We start from the raw sequence: 20,119 nt of genomic DNA, 5'->3' as shown, positions 1-20,119 counted from the left end.
TGCTCAGCCCGCCTGCGCCAGCTCGATGGTCAGATCGCGGTCGAGAGCTCGAGCGATACGCCGCAGCATCCCGAAAGTCGGCACCTGAGCGCCGTTCTCGATCGCCGAGATGACGGACTGCCTGGTGCCCATCCTCTCGGCGAGCGCGGTCTGCGTCAGCCCGGCGGAGGTTCGAGCGTCGTAGACGAGCTCGGCCAGGCGCAGCCGGGCCTCCTCCTCCTCGAGTGCGGCATCGAATCGGGCGCGTTCGTCCGGGGTCATCGTGGCGAGGGCCTCGGCCTCGAGAGCGCGGAAAGGCGTGGTCGTCATCGCTTCTTCCTTGTCTGCTTCGGAGGGGTCGTCGAGCGGTCGGCCTGAGCGCGCCGAGCTCGGAGCACTTCGCTGCGTTCATTGTCGCGCTGCTTGCGGAAGGTGGTCAGGGTGACGGCCTTCCGTTCCGGATCGAGTACGTAAGTGATCCTTCGGGCCACACCCTCGCAGGTGAAGCGCAATTCGCGGAGGCCTTCGCCCAGAGGTCGGGAGTGAGGCATGCCGAGCAGGTGGCCGCGATCCTCGAGGCGGGAGAGGATGCGCTGGGTCGCAGCCTTGCCGCCCGGAGTCAACGAGACATACCACTCGCGTACCTCGTCGGAGAATTCGACAACCCAGCTCATTGCTCAGAATATAGTCCGGATGCGATATCGGGAAGAGGCGATACGTCGAACCGGCGCGAAACGGACCGTGCAGGCCCCCGCGCCGCCTACGGACGCTGCTCGTCGACGGCCCTCGCGGTCTGCGTGGCGAGCTTGCCTCCGCTCACCTCGAGGAGGGTGCCGGTGATGTAGCCCGCGAAGTCGCTGGCGACGAACCGCAGCAGGTCGGCGATGTCCTGGGCCTCGCCCCAGCGGCGCACGGCCAGCATGTCCAGCTTCTGCGCCTGGCGCTCCTCCGACAGCTCGGCGAAGCCGTTCATCGCGGTGGGGATCATGCCGGGGGCGTAGGAGTTGGCGGTGATGTTCCACGGGCCCACCTCGCCCGCGAGGGTGCGGGTGAACTGCACCACCGCCGCCTTGGACGCCGCGTAGGCCGCACCGCCGACGCTGGGGACGATCGCCGCGAACGAGGCGGCGTTGACGATCCTGCCCCGTCCCTGCCGCTTCATCACCGGGATCACCGCCTTGCACGTGATGAACGTGCCGCGCACGTTGACCTCGAAGCAGCGGTCCCACGCCGCGACGTCGAGGTCCTCGATCAGGCCCTCGACGTTGACCCCGGCGTTGTTGATCAGGGTGTCGATCCGGCCGAAACGGGAGACGACGTCGCCGATGACGCTCTCGACCGCGGCCTCGTCGCGCACGTCGCAGACGTACTGGGCGCTCGCGAGGCCCCGGGCGTCGAGGTGGGCGCCGACCTCTCGGAGGAGCGCCTCCGCCACGTCGAGCAGGACGACCGTCGCCCCGTCCTCCGCGAACGACTCGGCGATGACCCGGCCGATCCCCTGGCCCGCGCCCGTGACGACCACCACGTGGCCGGTGACATCGATCAGCACGGGATCCTCTTCTCGTCCGGAGTTGAAAACATACTTCATGGCAGGATCGAGGCGACACCTCATCCTTTCGAGCGGAGCAGCATGACACGTCCCGACCCCCGTCCCGTCCTGTGGATCACCGGCGCGGGCAGCGGGATGGGCCGCGCGATCGCCGTGTCCGCCGCGCGGCACGGGCATCGCGTGGCTCTGAGCGGACGCCGCTCCGAGCTCCTCCGGGAGACGGCGGACGCCGTCGAGGCCGTCGGCGGCGAGTTCCTGATCGCGCCGACGGATGTGGCGGCGCCCGCCGAGCCCCGGGAGGTCCACCGGAGCATCGTCGAGGCCTGGGGGCCCGTGACGAGGCTGGCCGCCTCCGCCGGTCTCAACCGGCCCGACCGCTACTGGCGGGACCAGTCGATGGCGGGGTTCGCCTCCGTCGTCGAGACGAACCTGACCGGCTGCGCCCGGGTCGTCGACGCCGTCCTCCCGGGGATGCGCGACGCCGGCGACGGCGTCATCGTCCTCGTCTCGTCCGTGTCCGGGTGGCAGTTCTCCCCGGATGCCGGCGTCGCCTACAGCGCCAGCAAGACCGCGCTGTCGTCCCTGACGCGCACGCTCAACGCACAGGAGAACCGCCACGGGATCCGCGCGTGCTGCCTCTGCCCCGGCGAGGTCGACACGGAGTTCCTCGCGCACCGGCCGGTCGTCCCCGATGCCGAGGCCCGCCGATCGATGCTGACCCCCGACGACATCGCCGCCGCGACGCAGTTCGTCCTCGACAGCCCGCCGCACGTCTGCATCGACGAGCTCGTGATCACGCCGGTCGTGACGTCGTGACAGCACGCCCTCTCGGCAGCGCCGCGTGAGGCGCCTCAGCGGTCTGGCCCCCGTCGTCAGGGGTGGCGCCGGCAGCAGCTACTCGCAGCTGAACGACCAGCTCGGGTCCGCCATCTGCGACGGACGGCTCCCCGAGGGGACCGTCATGACGGTGGAGGAGATCGAGGTCGCGACGGCGACGTCGCGCAGCGTGGTCCGGGAGGTCGCTCGAGGGCTCGCCTCGAGGGGCCTGCTCGAGCCGCGCCGGCGCATCGGGCTCCGGGTGCTCCCCGAGGCGGCCTGGAACCTCTTCGACCCCCAGGTCATCCGCTGGCGTCTGCGCTCCCCGCAGCGCGAGAGCCAGCTCCGGACCCTCGGCGAAATGCGCCTGGCCGTCGAGCCCGAGGCCGCTCGCCTCGCCGCCTCCCGGCGGACACTGGACGAGGCGGCGGACATCGTGAGCGCCGCGGCCCGGCTGTGGAGCGCGGGATCGACGGTCGGCGCCGATCCCGACGCGCTCCTCCGCGAGGACGCGGCGCTGCACGGTCTCGTCCTCCGGGCGTCCGGCAATCCGATGTTCGCGCAGGTCTCCTCCGTCATCCAGGAGACGCTGCGCGAGCGCACCCTGCACGAGCTCGGCCGGCACGGGTTCGACGCCCACGACCTCCAGCTGCACGTCGACCTGGCGACGCACATCCAGAGGGGCGACGCCGGCGGAGCGAGCGAGGTGATGCGCGCCATCATCGAGAGGACCCAGTAGGGCGCCTCACGCCGGGAAGCGGCTGCCGACCAGGCTCTCCGAGACCTCCCAGAGGCGTCGGGCGTCGTCGGAGCGGCGCATCGGCGCCCAGAGGTCGCGGCGGGCGGCGGGGCCGCCGATCACGCGGGTCGGGCCGAAGAAGCCGCCGCCCTCGGGCGCGATCGCGGCCAGCAGGGCGGGCTGCGCCGCGCTCTCGACGGTGCCGGCGACGCCCACTCGCGAGAGGGCGGTGATGAGGCCGCGGCCGCGGACCTGCTGCGGGCGGCCGAGCCCGGGCTGCGCGGCCAGGAGGTTGGTCGGCGAGATCCCGGGATGCGCGAGGGTGCTCGTGACGCCCCAGCCGGCCGCCCTGCTCCGGGCGTCGAGCTCGAGGGCGAAGAGGGCGACGGCGATCTTCGAGCCGGAGTAGGCCTTCATCACGTCGTAGTGGCGCTCGCCGTCGAGGTCGTCCCAGTCGATCGCTCCGCTGCGAGCGGCGACACTCGTCTGGTGCACGACGCGGGCGTGCTCGAGGAGCGGCATCAGGCCGAGCGTCAGCGCGAAGTGCCCGACGTGGTTGGTGCCGAACTGCAGCTCGAGACCGTCCTCGGTGAGCGTCCGCTCGGGCGGCTGCATCACTCCGGCGTTGTTGACGAGCAGGTCGAGCGGGCGGCCCTCGGCGAGGAGGGTCGAGACCAGCGCCGTCACCGAGCGGAGGGAGGAGAGGTCGAGCGGGCGCGTGCTCACCGCGGCGCCGGGGACCGCGCGGCGGATCCCCTCCGCCGCCGCCTCGCCCTTGGCGGCGGAGCGGACGGGCATCACGATCTCGGCCCCCGCTGCAGCGAGACGAGTGGCGATCACGCGGCCGATGCCGTCGCTCGCGCCGGTGACGACGGCGAGCCGCCCGGTCAGGTCGGGAAGGGGGGTGCTGCGGGCCATGGGGACTCCTCGGGGTCGGTGTGCCTCCATGGTCGGGCGGTGCCCGGAGCGGAGGAAGGACCTCTCGATCCACGGCTCCGCGATCCACGGCCGGGCCCGGCTCAGACCATCGCCCCCACCACCGCGAGCAGCTCGAGCTTCTCGGCGCTCTCGCTGCCGGGCACCGCGGTGTAGACGAGGAGCCGGTGCGACTGCTCCGGATCGAGCAGCGTCTGGCACTCGAGCTCGAGCAGCCCGACGCTCGGGTGCAGGAACCGCTTCAGCGCCGGCGGCCGGAGCCCCGCCTCGTGCGCGGCCCACAGCGTGCGGAACTCCTCGCTCTCGGCCGACAGGAGGTCGACGAGCTCGACCGCCCGCGAGCCCGGGCCGCGCAGCGTCGCGATCTCGCGCAGACCCGCGACGAACACCCGCGAGAGCAGCGCGCGATCCTCCTCCGGGTACGCCTCCCTCCCCTCGGGATCGGCGAACCAGCGGTAGCCGAGGCTGCGCGACGGCCCGCGGCGGAGGGAGGCGTCTCCCAGCAGCGCCGCGCCGAGCGGACTCTGCCGCAGCGTCTCGCCGAGCTCGGTGATGATCTCGGCCGGAGTGTCGTGCAGGCGGTCGAGGATGCGCAGCAGCCCGGGCGCGATGTGGTCTCCGGCGGCGGATCCGCGCGTGGGCGGGGTGTGGCCGGCGAGCCGGAAGACGTGGTCGCGCTCGCCGAGCGAGAGGTGCAGGCCCTGCGCGATCGACGCGATCATCTGCTCGGACGGCTGCGGACCGGTGCCGCGCTCGAGGCGGGCGTAGTAGTCGGTCGACATGTGGCAGAGGGCGGCGGCCTCCTCGCGGCGGAGCCCCGCGGTGCGGCGGCGCGGGCCGCGGGTGAGGCCGACGTCCTCGGGCTGCAGCGCCTCGCGCCGGTGCCGGAGGAACGTGGCCAGGCCGTCGCGGTCGATCACGGTGGTGCCTCTCGTCGGGACTCCCGTTCTACAGGGGCGGCGCCGGCGGTGCCACGGCTCGCCGATCCACCCCTGCTGCCGCAGGCCCTGCAGCACGACGAGGGCGTCGTCTCAGGCGCGCTCCGGGTCGTTCCGAATGGTGAGGATCGAACGGAAGCAGGCCGCCCTCGAGTGGCCGTCAGGTGTGGTCTACTGATCTCGATTCGGGGGGATGAGCAATGGACAGCACTGCGGAACGGTCGGGATGGGCGCGCTTCTGGGACCACGGGCGATGGTGGAAGGCCCTGATCCTCGCGGTCGGCTATCTCGCGATCTACGAGCCGGCCTCTCTGCTGATGGCACCGTTCGTGCCGTTCATCGGAGGCGCGGACTCCGCGAGCTACGTCATCGTCCTCATCGCCGTCCCGGTCCTCATCGGCAGCCTCATCCTGGTCGGCTTCGGCGCGAGCGTCGGCTGGCTGCGGAGCACCTTCGAACGGCAGACCCCTCGCGGAGGCGGCTGGATGTGGATCGCGATCGCGGTCGTCCTGCTCTTCAATGTGATGCGCTTCGCGAGCATCGACTACTCCGCCGCCGGGTTCGACTGGGTGGCCGCCTGGCTGCTCGCCGGACTCGTCATCGGCTTCTCCGAAGAACTCCTCACTCGCGGATACGTCGTCCGGATCATGCGCTCGTCGGGTCGCTCCGAGATCGCCGTCGGGATGGTCTCCGCCGCCCTGTTCGCCCTGCTGCACGCGACCAACCTCTTCATCGGCCAGCCACTCCTGCCGACGCTGCTGCAGATCCTCTACACGTTCTTCTTCGGCTTCTGCATGTACCTCGCGATGCGCGTGACCCGCACGATCATCGCGCCGATCCTGCTGCACGCCAGCACCGACCCCAGCATCTTCATGCAGGGCACCTATCCCGCCGCCGGCCCCCTCTCCTCCTTCGCCCAGCTCGGCAACATCGTCGTGATCCTGGTCGGAGTCGTCCTCCTCGTCGTCTTCCTCATCACCGAACGCCGAGCCGGCCACCGCGCCGGCACGGCGCGGCACGAAGCCGCGCAGATCTCCTGACGTCATCCGCGTCGGGCGCGGATCGCCGTGGGGTCGTTCCTTCTTGCGGTCGGTCTCCTCTCCGGCGCGCGGAGGACGGTGGGGGACGGTGCGGCGGAGATCGAGCCGCACGCCGCTGATCCCGCGACGAGGAGCCCCACGGTGACGGCGGCGGCGACGCTCCGCTCGAGCGCCCTCACCGGGACCGGCCCGGCACGGGCGCCCAGGACGCGAGGATCACGCGCGTGGCGCCCGCGCTGCTCTGCGTCGGTCCGGTGATCGCCAGAGTGAGGCGCCGCCCCGAGATCGCGATGACCCCGGCTCCGCTGCAGTCGAGCGCGGTGCGGAGGTCGGCCGGCTCGTCGGGCGGCACCGGTCCGATCAGCACGTCCGCGCCCCATCGCTCGTCGTGCAGGATGTTGAGCACGGCGGTCGGCTCAGCGGTCGCGTCGACGGAGACGGCGGCGGCGCCGGAGAACCTGATCGCCTCGCCGGGCTCCACCTCGCGCCCTGCGCCGTCGACGGTCAGTCGGACGCCCACGGGGCCGACGACGGTCAGGAGCCGGTGCAGCCCGGGCAGGGGCGAGAACGGTGCCGCCTCGTGGATCGTCGCGACGCTGACGCGGAGACCGTCCTCCTCGAGTACCGGCCGGGTCCGGCCGAGCCCGTTCGCCCAGCGCTCGACGGGGAGCTCGTCGATCCGGACCGTCCGGACGGTCACCCGCGGTCGCCGATCAGGGCCGCGAGCTCCTCGAGTGCGGCGCCGGCGCGCTCGAGATCCGGGCGCAGATCGCGGTCGGAGTCGTCGACGGGCAGAGTGCCGACCACGGCCACCGCCAGGCCCAGGGCGCCGGTGTGCCCCGCGGTCCGCTCCCGCTGCCGCAGCGCGCGACCGGCGCCGAGCAGCTCGCTCGCGAGCAGCACGCGGTACGCCGGCAGCGCGCGCTCGAGCTGCGCGACCGCCTGCGATGCGAACGGAGCGTCGTCCTCGGTGCCGCGCGAGAGCGAGACCGTGCCGAGAGAGGCGGGCTGGGCGCTCGAGCGGATCTCGGCGATCGCGGAGGCCGCGACGTACTCGACCATCATGAGTCCGGACGATCCGGCCGGCCCCGTGGCGAGGAAGGGCCGGGCCCCGGTGTACTCGGGCTCGTTCAGCAGGCGGATCCTCGACAGTGTCGTCGCGGTCGTGCCCGCGAGCGCGAGGAGGGCCGACTCCGCCGCGAGGGCGAGAGCGGCCTGGAAGAAGCCGCCGTGGTGCACGACGGAGCCGGCGTGGAACAGCGGGTTCTCCTGTCCGGCGCGGACGAGACCGGACACCCGATCGGCGAGGGCGTCGCGCGCGGCGGCGAGCGCGCCCTGCGTGTGCGGGAACACCCGGAGCCCGTACGGATCCTGCACGCGAGCGCCGAGCAGCCCGGAGTCGGCGACGCCCGCGAGCAGCCCCCCGACCTCCTCCGCCACGGCCACGACGCCCGGAGCGGCGGCCGCCTCGGCCGCCCTGATCGAGAGGGCTCCGGGTTCGGCGCCGAGGGCGACCGCGCTGAGGGCGAAGACCACGCGCGCGGCACGGTCGAGCCGAGCGAGCTCGTCGACGGCGAGGCAGGCTCGGCCTATCGTCAGCGCATTGCTGCTGACGAAGGCCAGGGCGCTCCCGGCGCCCCACGGGGCCATCGGCGGCAGCGGCGAGGAGGTGGGGCGCTCGCCGAGCAGTGCGAGGGCCGCTCCCGCGAGCGCGGTCAGATCGCCGGTGCCGATCGAGCCGAGAGCTCGCACCTCGGGAAGCGCGTCGGCCTCGAGCATCCGGAGCAGCCCCGTCACGATCTCGGGCGCGATCCCGGAGCCGGGGAGGCAGAGCTGGTTCAGTCGGACCGCGAGCATGGCCCGCACCGCGCGGGCGGGCAGAGCGGGGCCGGCGTCGACGGCGTGGCTGCGGAGCAGGCGGAGGGCGTGGCCGCTGTCGCTGGAGACCGCTGTGGCGCGGTTCGCGCCGACTCCGGTCGAGCGCCCGTAGACGGGGGTGTGCTCGGCGACGCGGTCCGCAGCGCGCGCCGCGTCGGCGACGGCGTCGAGGGCGCCCGGTCCGAGCGCCGGGCGGTCGCGGCGGTCCGCGAGGGCGACGATGTCGCCGATTCCGGCCGTGCCGTCGAGTGCGATCACGTGTCCTCCTCCGTCGTGCGCTCATCCTGTCGCATCCCGCAGCGGCTTTCACCCAGTGGCAATGACGTTTTACTGAACGGAAACATGAGGCCGGTTCAGCGGAAACCTGCGCTCCCTACGGTGGGAACCACGACGCCGGTCGGTGGCCCCCCACCGCTCGACATCGATCGGCGTCACCCCCTGTGAGAAGGGGCCACGAGAAGGAGGCACCATGGCGGAGGAAGCAGGAACCCGCACCGTCGACAGGGCGCTCGCCCTGCTCGCGGTGATCTGCGACCGGGGGAGCGCGACGCTCGCCGAGAGCGCCCGAGCCACCGACCTCCCGGCCAGCACGGCCCTGCGGCTGCTCCGCACCCTCGAGGGCAGCGGATTCGTCCGGCGCGACGAGGACGGCACGTTCCGTCCGGGGAGCAGGCTCGTCCAGCTCGGCGCACAGGCCCTCAGCAGCGAGTCGCTGGTCACGCTCGCGCGGCCGGTGATGGAGGACCTCGTCGAGGAGACGGGCGAGTCGGTGTACCTGAGCATCGAGGGTCACCGGGAGACCGCCCTCTACATCAGCATCGTCGAGGGCACCCACTCGGTCCGTCACGCGAGCTGGGTCGGTCGGGCGATCCCGCTCGACGGCTCGGCCGCCGGAGCCGTGCTCCGGGGGGAGACCCCCGACCAGGGCTTCGTCGTCGTGCAGAGCGGCATCGAACCCGATGTCACCGCCATCGCCGCGCCGGTCCACGCCGGCGCCAGGATCATCGCCGCGATGAGCCTCGTCGTCCCGAGCTACCGCGAGCGCGCCGTCGACGAGATGCGCCACGGGATTGCGCTCGTCCGGGCCGCCCGACTCGTCTCCTCCGGCGTCGGCGGGGCCGGCTGACCCCGCCGCCCCACCCGACATCCCTCCTCACCCCACCCCGATCCCTCGGAGGCTCCCCATGCCCGTGACCACCGTCTCTCCCTTCACCCGCGCGGACGCCGATCATGATTGAGTTCGACGGCGTCTCGAAGGTCTTCCCCGATGGAACGGTCGCCGTCGACGACCTGACGCTCACGCTCCCGACCGGCCGCATCAGTGTCTTCGTCGGGCCGTCGGGATGCGGCAAGACGACGTCGCTCCGGATGATCAACCGGATGATCGAGGCCTCGAGCGGATCCATCAGGCTCGACGGCGAGGACGTCCGCTCGCGCGATGTCGCCGTGATGCGCCGGTCGATCGGATACGTGATCCAGCAGGCCGGCCTCTTCCCGCACCTGACGATCGCCGAGAACATCGTGACCGTCCCCCGGCTCATGGGCGTGGGCAGGCGCAAGGCCCTGGCCTCCGCCGGCGAGCTCATGGAGCGGGTCGGACTGCCCCTGTCACTGGCGAAGCGCTACCCGGTGCAGCTCTCGGGCGGGCAGCAGCAGCGAGTCGGAGTGGCCCGCGCGCTCGCGGCCGACCCGCCGGTGCTGCTGATGGACGAGCCGTTCAGCGCGGTGGACCCGGTGGTCCGCGCCGAGCTGCAGGACGAGTTCCTCCGCCTCCAGCGCGAGATCGGGAAGACCATCGTCCTGGTCACCCACGACATCGACGAGGCGATCAAGCTCGGAGACAACATCGCCATCTTCCAGACGGGCGGCCACCTCGAGCAGTTCGCGCCGCCGCAGGAGATCCTCGAGAACCCGGTCAACGAGTTCGTCGCCTCCTTCGCGGGCCGGGACCGCGGATTCCGCAGCCTCTCCTTCGAGTCGGCGGCCGCGCTGACCGTCGACACCGTCGCCTCGGCGTCGAGCGCCGACGCCCGCCTCGAGCTCGACGCGACCGGCCGTCCCCTCCGGTGGACGACACTCGAGCATCACGCCCTCCCGGTCGGGGCCACCTTCACCGAGAAGGACTCCCTCCGTGTCGTCACCGACGCCGTCATCAGCTCGCCGGTCGGCATCGCCGTCCGGGTCGACGCCGACGGCGCGGCCGACGGGATCGTCACGCACGAGAGCCTGTTCTCCCAGCTCACGGCGCGTCGCCTGGAGAGAGCCGCAGGAACGCCGTGATCGAGTACCTCTCCAACAGCGGCGCGACGGTCGTCGCCGCGCTCGTGCAGCACATCGTGCTCGCGATCGTGCCCCTCGTGATCGGCGTGGTCGTCTCGGTGCCCCTCGGCTACCTCGCCGTCCGGTACGGCTGGCTCTACCAACCCCTCACGGCGGTCACGGGAGTCGTCTACGCGATCCCCTCGCTCGCGCTCTTCGTCGTGCTGCCGGGCATCATCGGGACGCGGATCCTCGATCCGATGAACATCGTCGTCGCCCTGGCGATCTACACCGCGGCGCTGATGGTGCGGGTCGTCGCGGACGGACTCCGCTCGGTCGATCCCACTGTCCTCGAGGCCGCCTCAGCGATGGGGTTCCGCCGACTGCGGCGCCTCTTCGCGGTCGAGCTGCCGATGTCGCTCCCGGTGACGCTCCAGGGGCTGCGGGTGGCCACGGTCGCCAACATCAGCATCGTCAGCGTCGGTGCGCTGATCGGCGTCGGCGGGCTCGGCGCGCTCTTCACCCGGGGACTCCAGCTCAGCTACGTCGAGCCGATCATCGTGGGGATCGTCCTCTCGATCGCCCTCGCGGCGTTCTGCGACGGAGCCATCGTCCTCGCCCAGCGGGCGCTCACTCCGTGGAACCGTCTGGGGATGAGCACGCGATGAACCGCTCCGACATCCCCTGGCTCTTCGACCCCGCGAACTGGCAGATCGGCCCGAGCGGCGCCTTCCCCGCCCTGATCGCCGTGCACCTGGGCTACACCTTCTCGGCCGTGGCGATCGCGGCGCTCATCGCTCTGCCGGTGGGTCTCTGGATCGGGCACACCGGGCGGTTCTCGTTCATCGTCATCGCCATCGGCAACGCCGGGCGCTCCCTCCCGACGTTCGGGCTGATCAGCCTGCTCGTCGTCACCATCGGTCTCGGCATCACGCCGATGATGGTCGCCCTGGTCGTGCTGGCGATCCCGCCGATCCTGACGTCGACGTTCGCCGGACTCCGCGCCGTGAACCGCCACACGGTGGACGCGGCGCACGGCATGGGGATGCGCGACCTCCAGATGCTGTGGCGTGTCGAGATCCCCAACTCCCTCCCGCTGATCTTCGCCGGGATCCGCTCGGCGACCCTCCAGGTGATCGCCACCGCCACCGTCGCCGCCTACGTGGGTCTCGGCGGTCTCGGGCAGCCGCTCATCACCGGCCTCAGCCTCAACCAGTACGACCGCGTCATCGCCGGCGGCGTGCTCGTCGCGCTGCTCGCGATCCTCATCGATCTCGCTCTCGCCGGCCTCGAACGTCTCGTCGTCTCTCCCGGAATCACGAACTCCCTCCTCCGCCCCACCCGACGCAGGACGCCCCGTGCTCCAGCCCGCGCCACCTCCTCCCCTCTCGGCCGCGATGCGATCGCCGCCGACCTCCCCGAAAGGCACCTGCCATGAACCGTCGTCACTCCGCAGTGCTCGGCCTCGCCGCCGTCGCCGCGCTCACCCTCTCCGCCTGCAGCAACGACCCGATGGCCGCCGGCGGCGGTGGATCCAGCGCCGAGGGCACCATCGCCGTCGGCTCCGCCGCGTTCCCCGAGAACGAGCTCCTCGCAGAGATGTACTCGCAGGCGCTCGAGGGGGCGGGACTCACCGTCACGCGCAACTTCAACATCGGAGCGCGCGACATCTACCTCGCGGCGATCCAGGACGGCTCGATCGACCTGCTCCCCGAGTACAACGGCGCCCTCTACTCCTCCCTCATCGAGGGCGGAGCGCCCGAGGGCGTCACCACCGCCGATGCCGTCAACGCCGAGCTGCAGAAGGTCCTCCCCGAGGGCCTCGAGACGCTGCCGATGTCGGAGGCGGAGGACAAGGACACCCTCGTCGTCACCCCCGAGACGGCGGAGAAGTACGGACTCACCTCGATCGCCGACCTCGAGCCGGTCGCGGGAGAGTTCGCGATCGGCTCCGGCGCCGGCTGGGACGAGACGTACGTGGGCCTCGTCGGCCTCAAGGACAAGTACAACCTCGACTTCAAGGAGTTCCGCGGCCTCGACACAGGAGGCCCCCTCACCCTCGCCGCGCTGCTCGACGGCACGATCCAGGTCGCCAACCTCTTCTCCACCGACGCGAACATCGAGCGGGAGGGCCTGGTGATCCTCGACGACCCCGAGCACCTCTTCCTCGCCGAGAACATCACGCCGCTGATCCGCTCCGAGAAGGCGACCGACGAGGCGAAGGAGGCGATCAACGCCGTCTCCGAGGCGCTCACCACCGAGAACCTCACCTCGGCTCTCTCGAAGGTGACGATCGACAAGCAGGAGACAGCGAGCGTCGCCGACGAGTTCCTCACCGAGCACGACATCGACCACTGATCCAGCTGTGACGACCGGGGACGCCGCTCAGGCGGCGTCCCCGGTCCGACCCCTCGAGGAGCTCTCCGCCATGAACGCACCCGCCTACGGCGTCGACCTGATCACCTTCTACCACCCGTCCTTCTGGGGCGTCAGCACCTACGACGACATCATGGCGATCCGGCGCCGCGACCCTCTGATGATCTGGACGCGGATCCTCGACGCCCTGACCGACGCGGGCATCAGCTCGTTCGAGATGACGTTCCCGCCGGCCGACGCCGCCTCCGCCATCGAGGCTTACGGATCCGCTGCGGGCTTCCGCACCGAACTCGAGTCGCGCGGGCTCTCGCTGATCAGCAGCTATCACTCGGGCTCCGGGTGGCGTGCGGGATCGGATCTCGCCACCGAGGTCGATCGCGCCCAGGAGCTGGCTCAGTTCGTCGCCGACGTCGGCGGAGGGATGCTCGTCGCCGGCCTTCCGATGCGCACCAGCCGCGACAGCGTCCCGCCCCTCTTCGTCGACCTGGCCTTCGCCGACACCGTCGCCGCCTTCGCCCACGCCGTCGGTGACGCCACGCTGCGCGTCGGAGTGCGGACCGCACTGCACACCGAGGCGCACTCGACCTTCTGCACCCGGCGCGACATCGACCTGATCCTCACGGCGACCGACCCCGAGTACGTCTTCTTCTGCCCCGACACGGCGCACATCACGCTCGCCGGTGGCGACGCCGTCGAGGTGGTCCGGCGCCATGCCGACCGCGTGATCATCGCGCACTGGAAGGACGCGATCGGACGGATGCCGGAGGGCTTCCCGATCGACCACTCGACCATCCACGACCAGCACCAGGAGTACATGTGCGCTCTGGGCGCCGGGGTCGTCGACTGGCCCGCCTGGGCCCGTCTCTACGACACGACCGCGGGTGCGCACTGGCGCCTGCTCGAACTCGACGCCGTGCCGTCCCCCGTCGACGCGATGCGGGCCGCGAAGGCCTTCCTCGTCGACTCCGGACTCTGATCACGACCAGCGGACTTCTCCGAGAGGACCCCATGACCATCGCCTCCCCGTCACGTCCCAGCGACGCGGCACTCCCCGACTCCACGAGCACGCACGAAGGACCCACCATGCCCGGCCCCCGCCCCGTCCGCGCCGCGCGCGGCACCACCCTCACCGCCAAGAGCTGGCAGACCGAAGCCGTCCTCCGGATGCTGATGAACAACCTCGACCCCGAGGTCGCCGAGCGCCCCGACGATCTCGTCGTCTACGGCGGCACCGGCAAGGCGGCCCGCAGCTGGGAGGCGTACGACGCGATCGTCCGCACCCTCGAGGCGCTCGAGTCGGACGAGACGCTGCTCGTGCAGTCCGGCAAGCCGGTCGGCGTGTTCCGCACCCACGAGTGGGCCCCCCGCGTGCTGATCGCCAACTCCAACCTCGTCGGCGACTGGGCCACCTGGCCCGAGTTCCGCCGGCTCGAGGCGCTCGGCCTCACGATGTACGGCCAGATGACCGCCGGCTCCTGGATCTACATCGGCACCCAGGGGATCCTGCAGGGCACGTACGAGACCTTCGCGGCCATCGCCGACAAGCGCTTCGGCGGCACGCTCGCCGGCACCCTGACCCTCACGGGCGGCGCGGGCGGCATGGGCGGGGCCCAGCCGCTCGCGGTGACCCTCAACGAGGGAGTCGTGCTGATCGTCGACGTCGACCCCGCCCGCCTCCAGCGCCGGGTCGACCACGGCTACCTCGACGAGATGACGCCCGATCTCGACGACGCCCTCGAGCGCGTGCTGCGGGCGAAGGCCGAGCGGCGAGCGCTCTCGGTCGGCGTCGTCGGCAATGCCGCGACCGTCTTCACCGAGATCCTCGAACGAGGCACGGCCGTCGACATCGTGACCGATCAGACCTCCGCGCACGACCCGCTGTCCTACCTCCCCGAGGGCACCGGAGTCGCCGACTGGGCCGAGAGCGCCGAGACGGACCCCGAGGACTTCACCGTCCGCTCCCGCGCCGCGATGGCCAAGCAGGTGGAGGCGATGGTCGGCTTCCTCGACGCGGGTGCCGAGGTCTTCGACTACGGCAACTCGATCCGAGCCGAAGCGCAGCTCGGCGGCTACGAGCGTGCGTTCGACTTCCCCGGCTTCGTGCCCGCCTACATCCGCCCGCTCTTCGCCGAGGGCAAGGGGCCGTTCCGCTGGGCGGCGCTCTCGGGCGACCCCGCCGACATCGCGGCGACCGATCGCGCGATCCTCGAGCTGTTCCCCGACGACGAGAAGCTGCGCCGCTGGATCACCTCGGCCGGCGAGAAGATCGCGTTCGAGGGCCTGCCCGCGCGCATCTGCTGGCTGGGCTACAAGGAGCGCCACCTCGCAGGGCTCCGCTTCAACGAGATGGTCGCCAGCGGCGAGCTCTCGGCCCCGGTCGTGATCGGCCGCGACCACCTCGACTCCGGATCGGTCGCCTCGCCCTACCGCGAGACGGAGGCGATGGCCGACGGATCGGACGCGATCGCCGACTGGCCGCTCCTCAACGCTCTGCTGAACACCGCCTCCGGTGCCACCTGGGTCTCGCTGCACCACGGCGGAGGCGTCGGCATCGGCCGCTCGCTGCACGCCGGCCAGGTCATCGTCGCCGACGGCACCGACCTCGCCGCGCAGAAGATCGAGCGCGTGCTCACCAACGACCCCGGCACCGGAGTGATGCGGCACGTCGACGCGGGCTACGAGCGGGCCGCCGAGGTCGCCCGCGAGCGCGGCCTGCGCGTGCCGATGTGGGAAGGGACCTCGGGGGCGTGAGCGCGACCGGAGGCGTGCCGGCGCTGCTCGCCGAGATCGACGGCGTCGGGCGGGACCGAGTCCGCGGCGGGTACTCCCGCCACGTGTTCGACCGGGCCGAGCGCGAGCTGCGCGAGTGGTTCGTCGAGCGCGCGGAGGGCCTCGGCCTCGGCGTCGAGACCGATCGCAACGGCAACCTCTGGGCGTGGTGGGGCGAGCCCGGCGACGACGCCGTCGTGACCGGCAGCCACCTCGACTCCGTTCCGGGCGGCGGCGCGTTCGACGGCCCGCTGGGCGTCGCCTCCGCCCTGGTCGCGGTCGAGGAGCTGCGTGCGAGCGGGTTCGTCCCGTCACGGCCGTTCGCCGTGGTGGTGTTCGCCGAGGAGGAGGGATCGCGGTTCGGGATCGCCTGCCTCGGCAGCCGCCTCCTCTCGGGCGCCGTCACCGCCGAGCGGGCCGGCGCGCTCCGCGACGCCGACGGCGTGACCTTCGGCGAGGCGGCGACCGCCGCCGGACTACCGGACTTCGGGGTCGACCGCCGGGCGCTCGCCCGGCTCGGCCTCTTCGTCGAGCTGCACGTCGAGCAGGGCCGCGGGCTGATCGACCTCGATGCGCCCGTCGCCGTCGCCTCGAGCATCCTCGCGCACGGCCGCTGGCGCCTCTCGTTCTCGGGCGAGGGCAACCACGCCGGGACGACCGCGATCGAGGACCGGCGCGACCCGATGGTCGCCGCGGCGCGCTCGGTGCTCGCCTCCCGCGAGGTGGCTGCCGCCCGCGTGCCCACCCGGGCGACGGTGGGACGCCTCGTCCCGGTTCCCGGCGGGACGAACGTGATCGCCTCGAGAGTCGACGCCTGGCTCGACGTGCGATCGGGGGTCGACGCGGAGGCTCGCGCGGCGGTCGAGGACATCGTCGCGCGGGCGCACCTCGCCGCCGAGCTCGAGGGCTGCACCCTGGAGGTGGTCGAGGAGTCGTACGGAGCAGAGGTCGCCTTCGATCCGGCCCTGCGCGACCGCGTCGTCGGCGCGCTCGGCGGCGGAGTACCGGTGCTGGCCAGCGGAGCCGGTCACGACGCCGGGATCCTGGCATCCGCGGTGCCGACGGCCATGCTGTTCGTGCGCAACCCCACCGGCGTCTCGCACTCGCCCGAGGAGCACGCCGAGGACGACGACTGCCGCCGGGGCGCCGACGCTCTCGTGACGGTGCTGCGGGAGCTGCTGTGACGGCGTTCTGGTGCGAACGGGCGGTCGTCGACGGGGTGCCCCGCGGGGGAGTCCGCATCGTGTCCGAGTCCGGGGTCGTCGCCGCGGTGGAGCCGGGGGCCGATCCGAGGCCGGGCGACCACCTGCTCGGCACCGTGGCGCCCGGCTTCGCGAACGCCCACTCGCACCTGTTCCACCGCGCCCTCCGCGGCCGCACCCACGGCGACGGCGGCGACTTCTGGCGCTGGCGCGACGAGATGTACGCGGTCGCCGGCGTGCTCGATCCGAGCCTCTACCGCTCGCTGGCCCGTGCCGTCTTCAGTGAGATGGTCGCGGCGGGCTACACGGCGGTCGGCGAGTTCCACTACGTGCACCACCGGCCGGGCGGCGAGCCCTACGGCGTCGATCCTCACGACGGCGCTCACGACCGTGAGCCTGAGCACGCGATGGAGCGCGCGGTGGCCGACGCCGCCGCCGACGCCGGGATCCGGCTCACCCTTCTCGACACCCTCTATCTCGGGGCGGGGATCGGCCGCGGGCTCGACCCCGATCAGCGGCGCTTCGGCGATCGCGGCGCGGCGGGCTGGCTGGAGCGCTGGCACCGCCTCCGCACGACGCTCGCCGACAGACCCGGGCTGCTGCTCGGAGCCGCGATCCACTCGGTGCGCGCGGTCCCCGAACGCGAGATCGCGGCACTGGTCGCGGGGCTGCCGGCCGAGGTCCCGCTGCACATCCACCTCTCCGAGCAGCCCCGCGAGAACGAGGAGTGCCTGGCCGCGACGGGCCTCACTCCGACCGGGCTGCTCGCGCGGGCCGGCGCCCTCTCGGACCGCCTCTCCGTCGTGCACGCGACGCATCTCACCGAGGGCGACCACGAACTGCTCGGCGCGGCGGGCGTCGCCGTCGTGATGTGCCCGAGCACCGAGGCCGACCTCGGTGACGGCATCGGGCCGGCGCGCGCCCTCGCCGATCGCGGCGCCTCCCTCGCCGTCGGCTCGGACCAGAACGCCGTCGTCGATCCGATGCTCGAGCTGCGCGGGCTCGAGGCGGGCGAGCGCCTGAACCGCGGACGGCGCGGAGTGCTCTCACCCGCCGAGCTGTGGCGGGCGGGCACCGTCGACGGCTACGCCTCGCTCGGTTGGCACGGCGGGATCCGTGTCGGAGCGGTCTGCGATCTCGTCGAGATCGAGGCGGCGTCGATGCGCACCCTCGGCGCGCCGCTCGAGGCGCTCCCGCTGGTGGCGACGGCGGCCGACGTGCTGCGGACCGTCGTGGGCGGGCGCGTCATCGACACCGGCATTACCGAGGCGCTCCTCGCCCAGGCGCTCGGCGCTCTCGACGCGGCTCGGAGCGCGGCGACTCCCTCCTCCTCCGATCTCCCGACCCGCGGAAGGCGCGACGCATGACCTCCCTCCTCCTGACCGACATCGGCCGGCTCGTCACGAACGTGCCGCGCGACGGCTCCGAGCCGGTCATCCGCGACCTCGGCGCCCTGACCGACGCGGCCGTCGTCGTCGAGGACGGCCTCGTCGCCTGGGTCGGTGCCGCCGCCGACGCGCCCGCGACCGACGACGTCACCCGGCTCGGCGGGCGCGCGGTCGTCCCCGGGTTCGTCGACGCGCACAGCCACCTCCTCTTCGCGGGCGACCGCGCGGGCGAGTTCGAGGCGCGGATGGCGGGTCTGCGCTACTCCGCCGGCGGGATCCGCTCGACGGTCGCCGCGACCCGCGCCGCCGACGACGAGACACTGCTCGCGAACGCCCGGCACCTGCTCGGGCAGGCGCACGCGCACGGCACGACCACGCTCGAGATCAAGAGCGGCTACGGCCTCGACGTCGCCACGGAGGAGCGGCTCGTCCGCCTGGCCGCCCAGCTGACCGACGAGGTGACCTACCTGGGCGCCCACGTCGTCCCGGCCGAGTACGCCGATCGACGCGGCGACTACGTCGACCTGGTCGTGGGCGGGATGCTCGACGCCTGTGCTCCGCACGCGCGCTGGATCGACGTGTTCTGCGAGACCGGAGCGTTCACCCCGGAGGAGTCGCGGCGCGTCCTCGTCGCCGGACGCGCTCGCGGGCTCGGGATCCGCGTGCACGCGAGTCAGCTCGGACCGGGCGACGGGGTGCGGCTCGCGGTCGACCTGGACGCCGCCAGCGTCGACCACTGCACGTACCTCACCGACCTCGACGTCACCGCCCTCGCCGGCTCGCGCACCGTCGCCACCCTGCTGCCCGGTGTCGAGTTCTCGACCCGGCAGCCGTACCCCGATGCGCGGCGACTGATCGACGCGGGGGTGCGCGTCGCGATCGCCAGCGACTGCAATCCCGGTTCGTCGTTCACCTCCTCGCTGCCCTTCTGCATCGCTCTCGCGGTGCGCGAGATGGGGATGACGGCCGGGGAGGCGCTGTGGGCGGCGACGGCCGGTGGCGCGGCGGCCCTCCGCCGCGACGACGTGGGCGTCGTCCGGGTGGGCGCGAGGGCCGACCTGGTCGAGCTGGACGCGCCCGACCCCGCGCACCTCGCCTACCGTCCCGGCGTGCAGCTGGTGCGCCGGGTGTGGCGCGGGGGCGTGCTGGCAGCGGGCGGCGACTCCGTCGGCTGAACGCACGGAGCGTGCGCCGAGGAGTGGAGATGCGCAGATGAGATGCGCGCCGCTGCGAAAATCGCAGGATCGCTGCGTGCCAGACTGGCTGCGAGCGTGCTCCACCCCGTGATGATCCTCCGCGGGGTCCGGAGCCACTGGACCCGGTCCGCTCATCCGCAGCCTTTCGCAGGAGGACTCGAATGACCGACACCGCCGCACTCGCCCCCGCCCCCGCCCGCACCCCCGTCGCCAAGTCGATCCTGATGTGCCGCCCCGAGCACTTCACGGTCGTCTACCGGATCAACCCCTGGATGGACCCGGCGATCCCGACCGACACCGCCCTGGCGCTGCGCCAGTGGCAGTCCCTCTACGACACCTACGTCGGCCTCGGCTTCGATGTGCAGCTGATCGAGCCGGAAGCCGGTCTGCCCGACATGGTCTACGCCGCGAACGGCGGCTTCGTGATCGACGGCATCGCCTACGGCGCCTCGTTCACCTACCCCGAGCGCCAGCCCGAGGGCCCCGCCTACATGGAGTGGTTCCGCGGAGCCGGCTTCGACGTGCGCGTCCCCGACGAGATCAACGAGGGCGAGGGCGACTTCCTCCTCGTCGGCGAGCGCATCCTCGCGGGCACCGGCTTCCGCTCCGCCTCGGACTCGCACGCCGAGGTCGCCCGCGTCTTCGGCCGCGAGGTGGTGACCCTCGAGCTCGTGAATCCGTCGTTCTACCACCTCGACACGGCGATCGCCGTGCTCGACGACACGAACATCGCCTACCTCCCCAGCGCGTTCAGCGACGAGGGCAACCGCGTGCTGCGCGAGCTGTACCCCGACGCGATCCTCGTCTCGGAGGAGGACGCCTCCGTCCTCGGCCTCAACTCGTTCTCGGACGGCCTCAACGTCGTCATCGCCTCGCGCGCGGTCGGCTTCGAGCGCCAGCTCCGCGAGCGCGGCTACCACCCGATCGGCGTCGACCTCTCCGAGCTGCTGCTCGGCGGCGGCGGCGTGAAGTGCTGCACGCTCGAGCTGCGGCGCTGACCCTCGACCCACCACTCCTCGGAAGTCGTCGTACGCGAGCACCGAGTACGACGACT

The 20,119-nt window shown here is 72.3% G+C and carries 21 protein-coding genes; 14 read left to right on the top strand and 7 right to left on the bottom strand.

Features of this window, described 5'->3' with window-relative positions:
* Positions 1-3: 3 nt before the first annotated feature.
* The 3 genes from GRS92_RS14855 to GRS92_RS14845 form a co-directional block, all read right to left on the bottom strand.
* On the bottom strand, positions 4-309 hold the full coding sequence (locus GRS92_RS14855; RefSeq protein ID WP_159857776.1) for a helix-turn-helix domain-containing protein: 306 nt from the start codon (positions 307-309) through the stop codon (positions 4-6).
* Complete coding sequence (locus GRS92_RS14850; protein WP_159857774.1) at positions 306-653, bottom strand: type II toxin-antitoxin system RelE/ParE family toxin; 348 nt, start codon at positions 651-653, stop codon at positions 306-308. Before GRS92_RS14850 ends, GRS92_RS14855 begins: the two co-directional genes overlap by 4 nt.
* 86 nt (positions 654-739) lie before the next feature.
* Positions 740-1,567 (bottom strand): SDR family NAD(P)-dependent oxidoreductase, encoded by an 828-nt coding sequence (locus GRS92_RS14845; protein ID WP_327437449.1) that lies wholly within the window; start codon positions 1,565-1,567, stop codon positions 740-742.
* Positions 1,568-1,609: 42 nt separating this feature from the next.
* Between GRS92_RS14845 and GRS92_RS14840 the strand changes: the two genes are divergently transcribed.
* Together GRS92_RS14840 and GRS92_RS14835 are read left to right on the top strand one after the other, a co-directional pair.
* On the top strand, positions 1,610-2,344 hold the full coding sequence (locus GRS92_RS14840; RefSeq protein ID WP_159857772.1) for an SDR family oxidoreductase: 735 nt from the start codon (positions 1,610-1,612) through the stop codon (positions 2,342-2,344).
* A gap of 25 nt (positions 2,345-2,369) precedes the next feature.
* The gene (locus GRS92_RS14835) at positions 2,370-3,083 is read left to right on the top strand and encodes a FadR/GntR family transcriptional regulator (protein ID WP_159857770.1); all 714 of its coding nucleotides are present in this window, start codon (positions 2,370-2,372) and stop codon (positions 3,081-3,083) included.
* 6 nt (positions 3,084-3,089) lie between these two features.
* Here GRS92_RS14835 and GRS92_RS14830 read toward each other — a convergent pair whose 3' ends face one another.
* Positions 3,090-4,001 carry an SDR family oxidoreductase gene (locus tag GRS92_RS14830; protein ID WP_159857768.1) on the bottom strand — a complete coding sequence of 304 codons (912 nt, stop codon included), beginning with the start codon at positions 3,999-4,001 and terminating at the stop codon, positions 3,090-3,092.
* Positions 4,002-4,102: 101 nt separating this feature from the next.
* Positions 4,103-4,939: a helix-turn-helix transcriptional regulator gene (locus GRS92_RS14825; RefSeq protein ID WP_159857766.1), complete on the bottom strand. Its 837-nt coding sequence runs from the start codon at positions 4,937-4,939 to the stop codon at positions 4,103-4,105.
* Positions 4,940-5,157: 218 nt separating this feature from the next.
* Here GRS92_RS14825 and GRS92_RS14820 point away from each other — a divergent pair, with 218 nt between their 5' ends.
* Complete coding sequence (locus GRS92_RS14820) at positions 5,158-5,997, top strand: CPBP family intramembrane glutamic endopeptidase (RefSeq protein ID WP_159857764.1); 840 nt, start codon at positions 5,158-5,160, stop codon at positions 5,995-5,997.
* Between the two features lie 175 nt (positions 5,998-6,172).
* Here GRS92_RS14820 and GRS92_RS14815 read toward each other — a convergent pair whose 3' ends face one another.
* Together GRS92_RS14815 and GRS92_RS14810 are read right to left on the bottom strand one after the other, a co-directional pair.
* A complete protein-coding gene (locus GRS92_RS14815) occupies positions 6,173-6,697 on the bottom strand; it encodes a HutD family protein (protein ID WP_159857762.1) in 525 nt (174 codons plus the stop codon).
* Positions 6,694-8,133 carry an aromatic amino acid lyase gene (locus GRS92_RS14810; RefSeq protein WP_159857760.1) on the bottom strand — a complete coding sequence of 480 codons (1,440 nt, stop codon included), beginning with the start codon at positions 8,131-8,133 and terminating at the stop codon, positions 6,694-6,696. The genes GRS92_RS14815 and GRS92_RS14810 overlap by 4 nt, the downstream gene beginning before the upstream one ends.
* 211 nt (positions 8,134-8,344) lie before the next feature.
* Between GRS92_RS14810 and GRS92_RS14805 the strand changes: the two genes are divergently transcribed.
* The 11 genes from GRS92_RS14805 to ddaH all read left to right on the top strand — a co-directional run bounded on the left by GRS92_RS14805 (position 8,345) and on the right by ddaH (position 20,063).
* The gene (locus GRS92_RS14805; protein WP_159857758.1) at positions 8,345-9,001 is read left to right on the top strand and encodes an IclR family transcriptional regulator; all 657 of its coding nucleotides are present in this window, start codon (positions 8,345-8,347) and stop codon (positions 8,999-9,001) included.
* A 104-nt stretch (positions 9,002-9,105) separates the two neighbouring features.
* Positions 9,106-10,155 (top strand): ABC transporter ATP-binding protein, encoded by a 1,050-nt coding sequence (locus GRS92_RS14800; RefSeq protein ID WP_159857756.1) that lies wholly within the window; start codon positions 9,106-9,108, stop codon positions 10,153-10,155.
* Positions 10,152-10,802 carry an ABC transporter permease gene (locus tag GRS92_RS14795; RefSeq protein ID WP_159857754.1) on the top strand — a complete coding sequence of 217 codons (651 nt, stop codon included), beginning with the start codon at positions 10,152-10,154 and terminating at the stop codon, positions 10,800-10,802. Before GRS92_RS14800 ends, GRS92_RS14795 begins: the two co-directional genes overlap by 4 nt.
* Positions 10,799-11,572, top strand: a complete 774-nt coding sequence (locus GRS92_RS14790; protein ID WP_159857752.1) for an ABC transporter permease — start codon at positions 10,799-10,801, stop codon at positions 11,570-11,572. Before GRS92_RS14795 ends, GRS92_RS14790 begins: the two co-directional genes overlap by 4 nt.
* Positions 11,569-12,492, top strand: a complete 924-nt coding sequence (locus tag GRS92_RS14785; RefSeq protein WP_159857750.1) for an ABC transporter substrate-binding protein — start codon at positions 11,569-11,571, stop codon at positions 12,490-12,492. The genes GRS92_RS14790 and GRS92_RS14785 overlap by 4 nt, the downstream gene beginning before the upstream one ends.
* A gap of 70 nt (positions 12,493-12,562) precedes the next feature.
* Positions 12,563-13,486, top strand: coding sequence for a sugar phosphate isomerase/epimerase family protein (locus GRS92_RS14780; RefSeq protein WP_159857748.1), 924 nt, complete (start codon positions 12,563-12,565; stop codon positions 13,484-13,486).
* Between the two features lie 107 nt (positions 13,487-13,593).
* Positions 13,594-15,261 carry a urocanate hydratase gene (hutU, locus tag GRS92_RS14775; protein WP_159857746.1) on the top strand — a complete coding sequence of 556 codons (1,668 nt, stop codon included), beginning with the start codon at positions 13,594-13,596 and terminating at the stop codon, positions 15,259-15,261.
* Positions 15,258-16,463: an allantoate amidohydrolase gene (locus GRS92_RS14770; RefSeq protein WP_204162032.1), complete on the top strand. Its 1,206-nt coding sequence runs from the start codon at positions 15,258-15,260 to the stop codon at positions 16,461-16,463. Before hutU ends, GRS92_RS14770 begins: the two co-directional genes overlap by 4 nt.
* On the top strand, positions 16,460-17,848 hold the full coding sequence (locus GRS92_RS14765) for a formimidoylglutamate deiminase (RefSeq protein ID WP_159857744.1): 1,389 nt from the start codon (positions 16,460-16,462) through the stop codon (positions 17,846-17,848). The genes GRS92_RS14770 and GRS92_RS14765 overlap by 4 nt, the downstream gene beginning before the upstream one ends.
* Positions 17,845-19,044, top strand: coding sequence for an imidazolonepropionase (gene hutI, locus GRS92_RS14760; RefSeq protein ID WP_159857742.1), 1,200 nt, complete (start codon positions 17,845-17,847; stop codon positions 19,042-19,044). The genes GRS92_RS14765 and hutI overlap by 4 nt, the downstream gene beginning before the upstream one ends.
* Positions 19,045-19,226: 182 nt before the next feature.
* Entirely contained in the window at positions 19,227-20,063 is an 837-nt protein-coding gene (ddaH, locus tag GRS92_RS14755) for a dimethylargininase (protein WP_159857740.1), read from the top strand.
* The last annotated feature ends 56 nt before the right edge of the window (positions 20,064-20,119 follow it).

The organism is Rathayibacter sp. VKM Ac-2754 (assembly GCF_009807095.1).
In the GTDB taxonomy this organism is placed as follows: domain Bacteria; phylum Actinomycetota; class Actinomycetes; order Actinomycetales; family Microbacteriaceae; genus Rathayibacter.
This window is presented reverse-complemented; position numbering and strand designations above follow the sequence as displayed.